The organism is Desulfosporosinus acididurans (genome assembly GCF_001029285.1).
Lineage (GTDB): Bacteria > Bacillota > Desulfitobacteriia > Desulfitobacteriales > Desulfitobacteriaceae > Desulfosporosinus > Desulfosporosinus acididurans.
In genome coordinates this window covers 67,213-81,994 of the sequence record NZ_LDZY01000015.1, presented here as the reverse complement: position 1 = coordinate 81,994, position 14,782 = coordinate 67,213, and the positions used below count along the sequence as shown (strand labels likewise).

The window sequence follows — 14,782 nt, the reverse complement described above, 5'->3', positions numbered from 1 at the left end:
ATGTCAATCCTTAACAATATCTTAAGAAGTCCTTCCTCGTTTGAACAAAAGTCTATGGTATTCTAAGCAAGAATTATTTTTAAAGTACAAGCAGAGAGATACTTAAGAATTGTGTTTAAACGAGCGAGAAAAGGAGAAAGAGTATGAACAAAAAAAAGGTGACCATTGGGGTGATTGGTGTTCTGCTGGTCTTGGGAGGGGGCTATTGGGCGTATAAGCATTTTACGGCAAAACCGGCGGCAGCTGCTTATACAACCTCCAAGGCTAAAATGGGTGATGTTCAAAAAGTGATTACGGCAACCGGAACTGTTAATTACCCCCACGCGATTACCTTAACCTTTCCGACCTCAGGAAACGCCTCTTCTGCCGGGAAAATCGTACAACTAAATGTGAAAACAGGAGATACGGTTAAAGCGGGGGAAGTCCTTGCTAAGATCGACGATACAAAATTAAAAACCTCTGTTTTACAGGCAGAGGCCAGTGTGACTTCCGCTGAATCCAAGTATCAAGACCTTGAGAATTCCTATAATGCTCAAACCCTTGCGCAAGCCGAGTCGACTCTTGCCAAAGCGCAGGTGAATTTAACGACTGCCCAGCAGAATGCGGATCCTGGCTATTTGGCCAATCAAGTGACTTTGGCCAATAGTAACGTTAAACAAGCCAGCGATAATTTAGCGAAAGCGCAGTTGAGCGGAAATTCTTCCTCCGTCCAATCTGCTCAAAGTTCTTTGAATTCAGCTTTAGATGCTCTAACTACTGCTAATAACAATCAAAATGGAGGGGCGGCGAAAGCCTTAGCTGCTGCCCAGGCTGACGTTACCGCCGCTCAATATCAAGTGGAACAGCAGAAGCAAGGTCCGCAAGCTTCCGATGTTCAATCGGCTCAAGCTAGCATTCAAATTGCTCAGGCTCAGCTCGCCAGCGCTCAGGCTGATTTAGCTGATGCTTCAATCATTGCACCGGTAGATGCTGTGGTCGTAGATTGCCCGCTGCAACAGGGGCAAGATTCGGATTCCAAATCCATCATCACGATCACTCCTGTAGGAGACAAACTTGAAGTAGATGCTGCAATAGACCAGGCAGATATTACCCAATGCAAAGTCGGACAAAAAGTAGATATTACCCTTGACTCCTATCCGAATAATCATATCAGTGGGACAGTGAATGCAGTTGCTTTGCAGGGCACAACGACCTCCAACGTTACTACCTATCAGGTCACAGCGACAGTTGACCAAAACAGTGACCTTCTCCGGGCAGGCATGAATGCCAATGTCAATATTATTGTCGCTGAAGCGAAAAATGTTTTAACTGTGCCGAGCGAAGCGGTTAAGACCAGGGGAACACAATCGTTTGTATTGGTACCTGCAGCTCCGGGCACAACGTCCGCAACAGCCAATTCCCAAGCGCAGTCCCAATCTCAAGGACAATCCAAAACCGGTTCCAACCAAGCAGGCAACGCGGCTAACGGATATTCAGGTGCTAGAAAATCAGGCAGCGGATCCACTGGCTCTGGAAATGGCGGCAGCGGATATTCAGGAACAAGAAGTGGCGCCGGCAGCAAAAATGCTATGGCTAATGTGCGTATGGTTCCCGTCGTGGTTGGTCTTGACGATGGCACTAATGTGGAAATCAAGAGCGGTTTGCAAGAAGGGCAGGAAGTCGTTACCGGTACGGTTTCCAACACAACGACGACTAATTCTAACTCGAATTCCAAGTCTGGATTTGGCTTTGGCGGCGGCGCTGCAAGAGCTGTGACTGGCGGCGGCGGACGTCCCAGAGGAAATTAAGTGAGCTAGCTTTAGAATACGTTAGGAGGGATGCAATTTGATCGATCTTAAAGGGATTAAAAAGATCTATGCCAACGGTGATATTCAAGTTGCTGCCTTAGCCGGGGTGGATCTTCACGTGGGAGCTAGTGAGTTTGTTTCCATCATGGGACCCTCCGGTTCCGGTAAATCATCAATGATGAATATTTTGGGCTGCTTGGATACCCCCACCGAAGGAGAGTATTTTCTCGACGGAACCGATGTGGCCAAAGCAAGCGGTGACCAGTTGTCGGTGATTCGCAATCGTAAGATCGGCTTTGTTTTCCAGGGATTTAATCTCTTGCCCCGCACGACGGCGGTAGAAAATGTCGAGCTTCCTATGCTTTACGCCGGGGTACCCAGCAAAGAAAGGCGTACTCGTGCCATTGCAGCTCTAGAATCTGTCGGCCTCGGCGGCCGGGTTTATCACAAACCTAAAGAGCTCTCGGGAGGTCAACAGCAGCGGGTAGCCATTGCCCGCGCCCTTGTTACCAAACCTTCGATCATTTTAGCCGACGAACCCACTGGGAATTTAGACAGTAAGTCCAGTGAAGAGGTTATGGCTATTTTTCAGCGGCTGCACGAGTCAGGTAATACCATTGTCCTGGTTACTCATGAACCGGATATTGCGGAATTTACAGAACGGATTGTCCATTTCCGTGATGGCAACATTGAAGGGGATGAGAAGGTTGCCAATCCCCGTAAAGCTCGAGCTCAGATCGTCGAGGAGGGAGTAGCAAAGTGAACTTTTTAGAAAGTATTCGGGTCTCTCTTCGAGCCTTGCGGGCCAACAAGCTGCGCTCTGCCCTCACCATGCTGGGTATGATTATCGGGGTTGCGGCTGTTATCGCCATGGTGGGCATAGGCAACGGAGCGACAGCTTCGATTACCTCACAGATTCAAGGCTTGGGTTCAAATCTCCTGACCATCAGCTCGGGACAGTCCAATTCCGGGGGAGTCCGGGGAGGAATGGGCAGTTCCGATACTTTAAAAATGACGGATGTCGATAAAATTCAGATCGGAACGGCTGTGAAGGCAGTCGCTCCCGTCGCGAATACCAATGGACAAGTGGTTTTTGGCTCGGGCAACACCTCGACCACGATTATGGGGACGACTCAGGATTATCAGGAAATTAAAAACGTAACCGTGGCCACGGGACGTTATATTACAACAGACGATGTTGATAAAGGCGCCCGTGTGGCTGTCCTTGGCCCTACTGTAGTTACGGACCTTTTCGGCGACGCTAATGCTTCAGTGATCGGCAAAGTCATTAAGATTAACAATGTACCTTTCCAAGTTATTGGAGTGACAACTGCAACAGGATCTACCGGTTTTATGAGCAGTGACGATATGATTACCGCACCTATTTCTACCATTCAGGAGCGTTTGCTTGGGAAAAAAACTGTTCGTAATATCCTGGTCTCAGCGACTTCGGCGGATCAAATGCAAGCCGCTCAAAATCAGATTACAGCCGAGCTGGAAAGGGCTCATAAAATCCAAGCCGGACAAAGTGATGATTTTACGATTCAAAATCAGGCCGATATGTTACAAACTATGACGGGAGTAACCCAAACTTTGACCATGCTCCTAGGCGGTATTGCCGGAATTTCCCTCTTGGTTGGGGGGATTGGCATTATGAATATTATGCTTGTTTCGGTTACCGAACGAACGCGGGAGATCGGAATCCGTAAAGCTATCGGAGCTAAAGGTATGGATATCATGCTGCAATTTCTCATTGAAGCTATTGTGCTTAGTATTCTGGGAGGTGGGATTGGGATTGTTCTCGGCTTTGGAGGATCAACCCTGGCTGGGAAAGCCTTAAAGATGAGTACCAGTATTTCCCCAATGTCTGTGTTAGTCGCCTTCGGTTTCTCTGCAGCCATCGGCATAATCTTCGGAGTGTTTCCGGCCCGAAAAGCGGCTTCGATGGATCCAATTGACGCTTTAAGGTATGAGTAATCTATCAATTATCATGGTCATTAGGATTTTGCTGCTTGCTTCCAGGTATTTGATTCGATTGTGCAAATTTTGGTTATCGGAAAAGTTGGAAAGGGGAAAAATATGAGGAAAAGTAAACGGGCCCAGGTAGTGATGAGCGTTCTGGCCATCGTGATTTTGCTGATAGGGATGATTCCGGGGATAGCAGCAGCGGACACAAATGACGGCGGGAGCTGGCTCGCATGGCTTAGTTTCGCAACCAGCAACGATTCAACACTGATTGCCGGAGAAACAGGCAATATTAATGTCCAGCTTTGGGATAATAACGGAAATCCCTATTCAGGATCAGTAGCCAGTGCAACGATTAAGGGTTCTGATGGCACCTCCAAAATATATCAGATATCTGGAAATACCGGAGATTATACAGTTTCCAATGTGACGATAGATACCGCCGGGGATTATCAGTTAGTAATTCAAGAGGGGGCGTTGGGAACAGCATTTGCCACGGGAACTATTACAGTGTTGGACGCAAAAGCTTTTGTCACAGACCCTTTATATATTAATACCAACAATGCCATAAGGGTAAAAGTAACGGATACCAACGGTAAACCTTTGATGCGTGACTCTGGAACAGTTGATGGAACATTAGTTGGAAGTTCCTTAATCTCTTTTACGACGCTAAGCGATGGAACCTTTACATTTAATATGACCCCAACACAATTTGGGAACGTCAATATTCTCTTTGCCGGCCATATCATTGGTACTATACCTGTACTCCCGGCCTACACTCAAAACGCCCGCATTGGTGGGGATTCTGGGGATAATGTCTCCTTGGCAATCAGTGTGGCTCAAAGCGGTTGGGCTTCCGGTACCCCAAATGTCATCTTGACCAGAGACGATCAATTTTCAGATGCTCTTGCCGCTGCCCCTCTTTCGAAGAAGCTTGATGCACCGATTCTTATGACTGGTTCTTCTACATTAGATAATCGCACGCTAACGGAAATTCGAAATCTGGGAGCTAAAAATATCTATATTGTCGGTGGGACCGTTGCGGTCTCCCAAGGAATTCAAGATAGTTTGAGCAATGAGTTCACCGTTACCCGAATTGCCGGTCAGCAGGCTTACGATACGGCGGCACAGATCTCTGCGACTGTGGGGATTGATCCTACCCAGACCGTTTATATCGCTAATTATGCCGCAATTCCCGATGCTATCGCCATCAGCGCTTTTGCTGCTGAACAGGGAAGTCCGATTCTGCTTACGGAAAGAGATACCGTACCCTCTTCCACGGCTAAGGCTTTGACAACTCTTAAGGCAAGTAACGTTATTTTGCTGGGAGGTACGGCGGTCATAGGAAATTCCGTGCAAAATCAACTAAGCTCCAACTACCACGTTAAGCGCTGGGGCGGCTATGATCAATACGATACGCAAAATATCATCTTCCAAAATCTTTTTAACACTTCTAAGCCTCAAACCCCCCTCTATTTCGCCTCCGGCCTTGTCCGTCAAGGTGACGTGAGTTCGGGAAATCCCAAAGCCGATGCTCTGGTAACAGCGGCTTTAGCTGCTAAACAAGGTGGGTTTGTTGCTATGGTCCCGCAATATACTATTCCTTCGAGTTTGAATTATTTCTTGTTGTATAATGTGGGTTATATTAAGCAATCGTCAGTTATTGGGACAAACAGCAGTGTTTCGTTGGATTTGGAGACAGAGCTTAAGGATTTGTTGGAGCATTAGGTCGATATGGAGATCACTGGGGTCGGGCAGCTTCGCCCACACCGTTCACTCAGCATTCCAAGGCTCGCTCACTCGTTTGCGCGGGAGCTACACCGAACCACAGGGTAGTACCTGATGTGAACCACGGTTCCGCTCTCCTGCGCAAACGTTGTGAGCTTTACCGCCTCTCCATGCAATGAGTTCACTCTTGTGGGCGAAGCTGCCTTCCTCTGCGGTCCTATGGGCTTTTCTGGGTTAATAATTTTAGACGAAGACTGGATTCCCTTAATGATTTAATGGTAAGGGGGTCTGGTCTTCTCTTTTTAGGTCGACGCTAAAGTCGACGCTGATGTTGGCATTGAGGGATAAACGTGGATCCTGGGGTCGGGCAGCTTCGCCCACACCGTTCACTCAGCATTCCGAGGCTCGCTCACTCGTTTGCGCGGGAGCTACACCGAACCACAGGGTAGTACCTGATGTGAACCGCGGTTTCGCTCTCCTGCGCAAACGTTGTGAGCTTTACCGCCTCTCCATGCAATGAGTTCACTCTTGTGGGCGAAGCTGCCTTCCTCTGTGGTCTTTTGCGCAGTTTTAATAACTGCGGTTATTATAATTCTGGGTATGAATTATAAATTAATTTTCATAAAATACTAGGAATCGAGAAGGGATTTTTGGAGAAATGCCGAATATAATAGCGTAAGAAAATTGGACTAATTGACCATGCCAATAAGGACTAAGCCAAAGGGCTGAAACTTAGTTAAGAGGTGGGTAAATGGATCTCGATCGTAAGAGCGGAGTTCCCTACTACATACAGCTCAAAGAACAAATTAGACGTCATATTACTCAGGGAGTTTGGGCTGCAGGTATGAAATTGCCAACTGAACGGGAACTGGCCGCGAGTTTATCCGTGAGCCGCAACACAGTCAGTCAAGCTTATAAAGAACTTGAAAGCGAAGGGGTATTAAGTTCAGCTCAAGGAAAAGGGACGTTTGTGGCCGATACGTTATTGATCATGCAGCAGGAGGGACGCAAAGAGAAGGTCCTTCGGATTATTGATGTAGCTATGGAAGAGGCTGTTGGCTTAGGTTTTAGTATTGATGACTTTGTCTCCTTCGTTCATGTGCGGGGGATGGAGAAAAAGCATTTTCTGTCACGGGTGAAAGTAGCTTTCATTGAATGTAACCCTGAGCAATTAAACGATGCGCGCTGGAACCTTGGCCCTGGTGTCAGTTTGCTGCCTTTTTTGCTCTCTGAACTTCAGGATTCGCCTATGGTTCAAAAACGTTTAGCAAGTATGGATATGCTCGTTACAGGAGTAGCTCATTTGTCAGAGGTTAAAAAATTATTTGAGAAGTTCAACTTGCCTATTTTGGGAGTTTCACTCCAGCCAAAGCTGGAAACTATCGTCCGGATTGCCAAATTGACGGTAGGACGGGACTTGGCCTTAGTTTGCGAGAGCAGTCTTTTTGCAGAAAAGGTTATTAATGCTTTAAATCAAGCAGGGCTTCATCCCGCCTTTCGGACATTGATACAACCTGATGACATAAAATTGCGCGAGTCTTTGCCCGCTTGCGGAGCAGTAATATTTGCACCGAAGCTGCGGCTTCGGGTTGAAAAAGTTCTTCCGGATAATATGGAATGTATCGAATTTCGCTTCGAACCGGATACTGGAAGTTTAAATTTGCTGCGCGGTGCTTTATTGGAAATAAAGGAGGGTAAACGTTGAGGAAACAACGGGTCATTGGCTTATTCGATTCGGGAGTTGGCGGACTTACGGTAGCCAAACAAATTCTGGAGCAACTGCCCGATGTTCGAATTGTCTATTTTGGAGATACGGCTCGAGTGCCTTACGGAAACCGTTCCCAGGAGGAACTTATACGCTTTGGGGAAGAAAGCGTCAGCTTTTTGATTGGGCAAGGGGCGGAAGCCATCGTCGTTGCCTGCAATACAAGTTCTGCTACCGCTCTTCCCACACTCCGGGAAAGGTTTGATATTCCAATGATCGGAATGATTGATCCCGGTGCCCGCTTAGCCGTTAAGAAAACCATAGCGGGCCGAATAGGGCTGATAGCCACGGAAACGACGGTTCGCAGCAAAGCCTATTCTTTAGGGGTTAGCCGCGCTCTGGCCCGAGGAAGTGTGCCGGAGAATGAGGTCCTGCGTTCGGCCTGGCAACATGGGGAACAGGCCATAGCCTTGGTCAAAGCACAGGGTTGTCCTCTCTTTGTCCCTCTGATTGAAGCCGGGTTAGCCGATTCTTGGCAGGCACGGGGTATTGCCAAGACCTATCTGGCGCCTCTTCAATCCTCCGGGGTTGATGCTCTGATTCTTGGCTGTACCCATTATCCTTTTTTGGAACCGGTTCTTAAGGAAATTTTAGGTGAAGATGTTCTGATTGTTGACCCCGCTCTGGCCGTGGTAGAGGAACTTAAAGAATTGTTGGGGCAGATGAAGCAGCGGGCTGAAGCGAAATCCGATCCTTCCTTAGAATCAGTATCAACGTCAGCTGTCTCAGGGAAAAGCCAATGGCGAGCCCGCTATTTTGTCAGCGGAGATCCGGAGCTGTTCAGACAGGTAGGAAATACACTTCTACAGGACTCGATCGAATCCGTTGAACAAGTCCATTTTGTGGACGGCTCCATGAATTTTTAAATCTTAGTTAGTTTCCATATTTAAAAAAGCCGGGAGGAATTAATCGTGAAACAAAAGACCTTGGTATTAGGGGTAATCGGTTCAGATGTTCATGCTGTCGGAAACCGCATTTTGGATTATGCCTTTACTCATGCTGGTTTTAAAGTAATTAACATCGGAGTGCTGGCAACTCAAGAAGAGTTCATTAATGCTGCCATCGAGACAAATGCCGATGTCCTGCTCGTTTCATCATTGTATGGCCATGGTGAGATGGATTGCCGAGGGCTGCGTGAAAAATGTCAGGAAAAAGGAATTGGTGACATTTTGATGTATGTCGGCGGTAATCTGGTTGTGGGGAAACAAGATTTTGAATCGGTTAAAGAACGCTTCTTGGCAATGGGCTTTAATCGCGTTTACCCGCCGGGTACTATGCCCGAAGTTCCCATTAAAGATTTGCGAGAAGATTTAGGGATGAGCGAAGAATAAAGGGGGAATGAGCCTTGCAAGCAGTCCTTCTCATCGATTTTGGCAGTACTTACACGAAAGTGACGGTTGTTGACCTTGATTCGGAAGAGATCGTTGGTACCGCCCGAGCCGGCACAACGATTGAAACCAATATTATGGATGGTTTGAATAAGGCGCTGGCTGAGATCCCTGAGCCGTCGGGAGGATGGAATTTTGTCCGTAAACTTGCCTGCAGCAGTGCGGCAGGCGGCTTGAAAATGATGGCCAGCGGCCTGGTTAAAGAATTAACTGCTGAAGCGGCCAGAAGAGCTGCTTTGGGAGCGGGTGCCAGATTGCTTGAAGTATTCAGCTACGAGTTAACGGCCCAAGATCTGGAGAAGATTATTGCTGCCAAGCCGGATATTTTCTTGCTGGCAGGAGGCACGGATGGCGGAAATAAAGAAATATTGCTTAAAAATGCGGAACTGCTGAGCACGCTGCCTATCAGTCTGCCGGTGGTGGTCGCCGGCAACAAAGCAGCTGCAGTTCAGGCTGCAGACCTGCTCAGACAACGGCACGCACCTGTGGTGGTGGCGGACAATGTGATGCCTGATCTGGGAGTTTTGGCCGTCGATTCGGCCCGCATGGCTATACGCGATATATTCCTCAGCCATATTGTTCACGCCAAAGGTTTAGATAAGGCGGAAGAGTTTCTAGAACGGATTATGATGCCTACTCCGGCGGCGGTATTGTCGGCAGCAGAATTGTTGGCTGAAGGATCCGGCTCAGAGCGTGGACTGGGTGAACTGATGATTGTTGATGTCGGGGGAGCAACGACGGACGTTCATTCCATTGCCAAAGGGGACCCGAGTAAACCGAGCGTCACCCTCAAAGGATTGCCGGAACCCTTTGCCAAACGAACTGTTGAAGGCGATCTGGGCATGCGTTACAGCTCAGAGGCTTTAGTGGAAGCTTCAGGCCGGCGCTTGTATGATTATTTAGGTTGGACGGATGAGCAAGTAGCCAGCCAACTTGGGCTATTCAAAGAAAATCCCTGGCGAATACCTCAGACCGAGGAGGAAGCCGAATTTGACGCAGCCATGGGTCGCATGGCCGTTGGCTTAGCTGTCGACCGGCATGTCGGAACGATTGAAGTAATTTACACGCCTTTTGGAGCAACCTATGTCCAGCGCGGCAAAGATTTGACACCGCTGCCCGTTGTGATTGGGACCGGAGGAGTTTTGCTCCATCACCCGAATGCTTTGAAAATTCTCAAGGGTTCCCTTTTCGACTCTGCCGAACCGACTCTGCTGAAACCGCAAAAGCCCAGGTTCTATCTGGATAAAGATTATATTTTAGCAGCTATGGGTTTGCTGCGTGAAGTTGCGCCCCAAGCTGCGCTTCGAATGATGAAAAAATACGTGGTTGAACTATAGGAGGGTATAACGATGGAATTAACAGTCCGGCAAATGGATGCTGAAGAATTTCAGCGTCAGCGTCAGGAGGTCTTAGGACAATGGGAGACCGGTAAGGACGTCAATTTCGAAGAAGCAGTTGCCTATCATAAGGGACTGCCCAAAAGCAAAATTTTTGCTGAGAAACTGGCAGAAGGCAAAGAGAAGGGTATCACTTTTGCCCAACCGCGTGCTGGTGTGGCGCTGATCACAGAGCATATTGAATTGCTGCGCTGCCTCCAGGATGAAGGAGGCGCAGATTTTCTGCCTACGACGATTGACTCCTATACACGGCAGAACCGCTATACGGAAGCACAATCCGGAATCGAAGAAAGCCGAACAATCGGGCGTTCGATGCTGAATGGCTTTCCGGCAGTGAACCATGGGGTTGCAGCCTGCCGGCAAGTCGCTGAGAGTGTTCAGGTACCTGTTCAGGTACGTCATGGTACTCCTGACGCTCGGTTGTTAGCAGAAATTACGATCGCCGGAGGTTTTACGGATTTTGAAGGAGGAGGTATTTCTTATAATATCCCCTACTCCAAAGATGTTTCAATTGAAAGTACGATAAAGTACTGGCAATATGTTGACCGGCTTATTGGCTTGTATGAGGAACAAGGGGTAAAAATTAATCGCGAACCGTTCGGCCCCTTGACCGGGACACTTGTTCCTCCCGCGATTTCTCACGCTGTGGCTGTAATTGAAGGAATTCTGGCTGTGGCTCAGGGAGTTCGCAGTTTGACCCTGGGTTATGGGCAATGCGGCAACTTGATTCAAGATGTCGCTGCTCTGCATACTCTGCCGGTCCTTGCTGAAGAATATATGGAGAAGCTTGGGTATCCTAAGGCTATGATTACCACCGTATTTCACCAGTGGATGGGCGGATTCCCCCAAGACGAAGCTAAGGCTTTCGGTGTTATTTCTTGGGGTGCTGCTACGGCTGCCTTAGGCAAAGCGACGAAGGTTATTGTGAAAACGCCTCACGAAGCCTTGGGTATACCGACCAAAGAAGCCAATGCGGCAGGGATTCGAGCTACGAAACAGGTCTTGAGTATGTTAAAAGACCAGACTCTGCCGATGACTGAGGAACTGGCTTTAGAAGAACAGATGATTTTGGCGGAAACCAGGACTATTTTGGATCGCGTCTTAAGTCTCGGTGAAGGTGACATCGCTGTAGGTACTGTTCGGGCATTCCAGGCAGGTGTTATCGACGTTCCTTTTGCTCCCAGCCGTTTTAATGCCGGCAAAATTTTACCGGCACGGGATACTACGGGAGCTGTAAGAATGCTCGATTTCGGCAATCTTCCCTTTGATGAGACGATCAAGGATTTCCATCGTGAACGCATTGCCCAACGGGGACGTGATGAGGGCCGGGATCCTTCCTTCCAGATGGTCATCGATGATATTTATGCTATTGGTAAAGGAATGCTCGTTGGACGGCCAAGGTAAGACGAGTGGGAGCGAAATATTTTAACTGAACAGGTTATATTTGAAAAATGAAAGAAGCTAGGGAGGAAACATTATCATGAAGATTGTTGACATAATTGCATCACCGGGACTTACAGGGTTTTATTTTGACGATCAGCAGGCCATTAAAGCAGGAGCCGGTCATGACGGTTTCACTTATACCGGCGAACCGATGACCCCGGGGTTTAAAGCTGTGAGACAGCGCGGAGAGTCTATTTCCGTGATGTTAATCTTAGAAGATGGTCAAGTCGCTTCAGGAGATTGTGCTGCCGTTCAGTATTCAGGAGCGGGCGGCCGTGATCCTCTCTTTTTGGCGGAAGAATTTATCCCCATTATTTTGGAGGAAATTGCGCCTAAGCTTTTGGGCCAGGAACTCGATTCTTTCCGTCACTTAGTAGGTTTAGTGGAAAATTCAAAACGTCCTAACGGAGACCGTTACCATACGGCTATTCGCTATGGGGTCAGCCAAGCAATTCTTGATGCTGTTGCCAAAGCCAAGAAGAAAACCATGACGGAAGTTATTCTGGAAGAATATGATCTTCCTATGATTTTGGAACCTGTTCCGATTTTTGCCCAAACAGGTGATGATCGCTATGATAATGCCGATAAGGCTATTATTAAGCGTGCGGGAGTATTGCCTCATGCTTTAATCAATAATGTGGAAACAAAGCTTGGCGTTAACGGGGAACTGCTTTTAGACTACGTCACCTGGCTGAGAGATCGTATTCTCACTATTGGCGGAGATGATTACCGGCCGGTTTTGCATATTGATGTTTATGGAACCATTGGGATTGCCTTCAAAGATGATACCCAAAAAATGGCTGAGTATTTTGCGAAGCTGGAAAAAGCGGCTGCCCCGCTGCATTTACGGATTGAAGGTCCGATGGATGCCGGCAGTACAGAAGGACAGATTGCTCAACTGAAGGCCCTGCGGGCAGCCTTGAAAGAGCGTGGCGTGAAGGTGGAAATCGTTGCCGATGAGTGGTGCAACACCTATGAAGATATTGTCGAGTTTGTTGATGCTCAAGCGGCAGATATGGTACAAATTAAAACGCCTGATCTTGGCGGGATACAAAATACTATTGAAGCGGTGATTTATGCCAAAAAGTATGGCGTGGGCGCCTATGTCGGAGGGTCCTGCAACGAAACTGATGCAGGCGGACGAACGGCTGTTCATGTTGCTTTGGCTAGCCGTCCGGATCAGATGCTGGCTAAGCCTGGGATGGGTGTCGATGAGGGGTATATGATTGTGCACAATGAGATGAATAGGACGTTGGCGCTGTTACGGAGGAAGGCGTCATCGCGTTAGTTTTTCTTTGAATTTGGGGTCCCTTGGGTCGGGCAGCTTCGCCCACACCGTTCACTCAGCATTCCAAGGCTCGCTCACTCGTTTGCGCGGGAGCTACACCGAACCTCAGGGTAGTACCTGATGTGAACCACGGTTTCGCTCTCCTGCGCAAACTTTGTGAGCTTTACCGCCTCTCCATGCAATGAGTTCACTCTTGTGGGCGAAGCTGCCTTCCTCTTAGGACCGTGGTTTTTCGGGTTAACAATCTTAAGATGAAGACTGGGTTTCCTTATTGGCTTAGATGGTAGGGGGGCTGGTCTTCTCTTTTTTATGTCGATGTTAAAGTCGACGCTAAAGTCGATGCTGATGGTGATATTGAGGGATAAAGGTAGATCCTTGGGTCGGGCAGCTTCGCCCACACCGTTCACTCAGCATTCCAAGGCTCGCTCACTCGTTTGCGCGGGAGCTACACCGAACCTCAGGGTAGTACCTGATGTGAACCACGGTTTCACTCTCCTGCGCAAACTTTGTGAGCTTTACCGCCTTTCCATGCAATGAGTTCACTCTTGTGGGCGAAGCTGCCTTCCTCTGTGGTCTATGGGCTTTTCTGGGTTAACAATCTTTAGACGAAGACTGGGTTTCCTTATTGGCTTAGATGGTAGGGGGGCTGGTCTTCTCTTTTTTATGTCGAGGCTAAAGTCGATGCTAAAGTCGACCGGATGGCGCTATTGAGGGATAAATGTAGATGCTATGGGTCGGGCAGCTGAGCCCATGTTGTGCACTTTCGTGCCACGTGTGGATTGGTTGGTGTTCGCGAAGGATGTTATGATGCTGAGAGGGGCTGGCGACTTAACTTTTGGGGCTGAAACCTTTACAATAGAGAGCGTAAGTAATTTAAGCTAAGCGCAAGGACAAGGGGAAGAGGTTTTTATGGGTAAAATTGGTTTGACGACGACGGTGCCGGTTGAGGTTATTTATGCGGCAGGTGAAACTCCGATTGATTTGAATAATATTTTTATTACTGCTTCTGATGCGATGAAGCGTGTTGAGGATGCTGAGTTGGCTGGTTTTCCGAGGAATGTCTGCGGCTGGATTAAGGGGTTGTACTCCAGTGCTCTGCAGGACCCTGAAATCCGCCGTATTGTCGCTGTTACTCAAGGAGATTGCAGCAATACCCATGCTTTGATGGAGACGTGGGAAGTTGAGGGGATTGATATAATCCCTTTTGCGTTTCCTTATGATGGTGATCCCGATATGCTTAGGCTGCAAATGGACAAACTTATTACTGCTTTAGGAGCAACCTGGGAGGGTGTGAAGGAGCAGAAAAGGCGGCTTGACCAAGTCCGGGCCTTGGCCTGGGAGATTGATCGGCTGACTTGGGAAGATAATCGGATAAGGGGATTTGAAAATCATCTTTATCAAGTTTCCTGCTCGGATTTTAACGGTGATCCGGAACGATTTGCCCGCGAGATGGAGGAGTTTATCGCAGAGGCTCGTCAAAGAGAATCGTTAGCGGAGGGGAATCTGTTCCAAGGCCGGAAAAAGACACGGGAGGTACGATTGGGGTTTATCGGAGTTCCTCCGATTTTTCCTGAGATCTATGATTTTATCGAGGAACATGGCGCGCGTATCGTTTTTAATGAAGTTCAAAGGCAATTTTCCATGCCCTTTCCAACAGAGGATATCGTTGAACAATACAGGCGTTACACTTATCCTTATCAAGTTTTTCAGCGGATCGAGGACATTCGTAATGAAGCTGAACGACGTCAGTTGGATGGAATTATCCACTATACCCAAAGCTTTTGCTATCGACAAATCGAGGATTTGATTATCCGCAAAAAATTGGACTACCCGATCTTAACGCTGGAAGGCGAGAATCCGACGGGGCTTGATGCACGGAGCAAGATGAGGATTGAGTCATTTTTGAGTATGCTAAAGGAATAGAGAAAGGCTCCTCGCTTTTTTTGAATTTTGATTGTGAGTATCAGTAACGTAACGCTGATATCCAAACGTGTTATAGGAGAAGTTTGAATCATTGGAGG

At 48.0% G+C, this 14,782-nt stretch carries 12 protein-coding genes; 11 read left to right on the top strand and 1 reads right to left on the bottom strand.

The features are described 5' to 3' along the window. Positions 1-143: 143 nt before the first annotated feature. From DEAC_RS18440 to DEAC_RS18395, 10 genes are all read left to right on the top strand, one after another. Positions 144-1,787: an efflux RND transporter periplasmic adaptor subunit gene (locus tag DEAC_RS18440; protein ID WP_047811549.1), complete on the top strand. Its 1,644-nt coding sequence runs from the start codon at positions 144-146 to the stop codon at positions 1,785-1,787. Between the two features lie 37 nt (positions 1,788-1,824). Then, positions 1,825-2,550 (top strand): ABC transporter ATP-binding protein, encoded by a 726-nt coding sequence (locus tag DEAC_RS18435; RefSeq protein WP_047811548.1) that lies wholly within the window; start codon positions 1,825-1,827, stop codon positions 2,548-2,550. Continuing rightward, the gene (locus tag DEAC_RS18430) at positions 2,547-3,764 is read left to right on the top strand and encodes an ABC transporter permease (protein ID WP_047811547.1); all 1,218 of its coding nucleotides are present in this window, start codon (positions 2,547-2,549) and stop codon (positions 3,762-3,764) included. Before DEAC_RS18435 ends, DEAC_RS18430 begins: the two co-directional genes overlap by 4 nt. Positions 3,765-3,866: 102 nt before the next feature. Then, positions 3,867-5,480, top strand: coding sequence for a cell wall-binding repeat-containing protein (locus DEAC_RS18425; protein WP_047811546.1), 1,614 nt, complete (start codon positions 3,867-3,869; stop codon positions 5,478-5,480). 751 nt (positions 5,481-6,231) lie between these two features. Then, the gene (locus DEAC_RS18420) at positions 6,232-7,185 is read left to right on the top strand and encodes a GntR family transcriptional regulator (RefSeq protein WP_047811545.1); all 954 of its coding nucleotides are present in this window, start codon (positions 6,232-6,234) and stop codon (positions 7,183-7,185) included. Further along, a complete protein-coding gene (gene murI / locus DEAC_RS18415) occupies positions 7,182-8,111 on the top strand; it encodes a glutamate racemase (protein ID WP_047811544.1) in 930 nt (309 codons plus the stop codon). Before DEAC_RS18420 ends, murI begins: the two co-directional genes overlap by 4 nt. Positions 8,112-8,156: 45 nt before the next feature. After that, on the top strand, positions 8,157-8,576 hold the full coding sequence (glmS, locus tag DEAC_RS18410; protein WP_047811543.1) for a methylaspartate mutase subunit S: 420 nt from the start codon (positions 8,157-8,159) through the stop codon (positions 8,574-8,576). A 14-nt stretch (positions 8,577-8,590) separates the two neighbouring features. Further along, the gene (glmL, locus tag DEAC_RS18405) at positions 8,591-9,970 is read left to right on the top strand and encodes a methylaspartate mutase accessory protein GlmL (protein ID WP_047811542.1); all 1,380 of its coding nucleotides are present in this window, start codon (positions 8,591-8,593) and stop codon (positions 9,968-9,970) included. Between the two features lie 12 nt (positions 9,971-9,982). Beyond that, a complete protein-coding gene (locus DEAC_RS18400) occupies positions 9,983-11,434 on the top strand; it encodes a methylaspartate mutase subunit E (RefSeq protein ID WP_047811541.1) in 1,452 nt (483 codons plus the stop codon). Positions 11,435-11,510: 76 nt separating this feature from the next. Continuing rightward, positions 11,511-12,761, top strand: coding sequence for a methylaspartate ammonia-lyase (locus DEAC_RS18395; protein WP_047811540.1), 1,251 nt, complete (start codon positions 11,511-11,513; stop codon positions 12,759-12,761). Between the two features lie 74 nt (positions 12,762-12,835). Here DEAC_RS18395 and DEAC_RS23655 read toward each other — a convergent pair whose 3' ends face one another. Continuing rightward, positions 12,836-13,159 (bottom strand): hypothetical protein, encoded by a 324-nt coding sequence (locus DEAC_RS23655; RefSeq protein WP_161796475.1) that lies wholly within the window; start codon positions 13,157-13,159, stop codon positions 12,836-12,838. A 511-nt stretch (positions 13,160-13,670) separates the two neighbouring features. Between DEAC_RS23655 and DEAC_RS18385 the strand changes: the two genes are divergently transcribed. Next, on the top strand, positions 13,671-14,684 hold the full coding sequence (locus tag DEAC_RS18385; RefSeq protein WP_047811538.1) for a 2-hydroxyacyl-CoA dehydratase family protein: 1,014 nt from the start codon (positions 13,671-13,673) through the stop codon (positions 14,682-14,684). Positions 14,685-14,782: the final 98 nt, after the last annotated feature.

Coding starts and splice junctions, on each gene's coding strand:
- DEAC_RS18395 (WP_047811540.1), top strand. CDS start 11,511: ATGAAGATTGTTGACATAATTGCATCACCGGGACTTACAGGGTTTTAT.
- DEAC_RS18440 (WP_047811549.1), top strand. CDS start 144: ATGAACAAAAAAAAGGTGACCATTGGGGTGATTGGTGTTCTGCTGGTC.
- DEAC_RS18425 (WP_047811546.1), top strand. CDS start 3,867: ATGAGGAAAAGTAAACGGGCCCAGGTAGTGATGAGCGTTCTGGCCATC.
- DEAC_RS18420 (WP_047811545.1), top strand. CDS start 6,232: ATGGATCTCGATCGTAAGAGCGGAGTTCCCTACTACATACAGCTCAAA.
- DEAC_RS18385 (WP_047811538.1), top strand. CDS start 13,671: ATGGGTAAAATTGGTTTGACGACGACGGTGCCGGTTGAGGTTATTTAT.
- DEAC_RS18400 (WP_047811541.1), top strand. CDS start 9,983: ATGGAATTAACAGTCCGGCAAATGGATGCTGAAGAATTTCAGCGTCAG.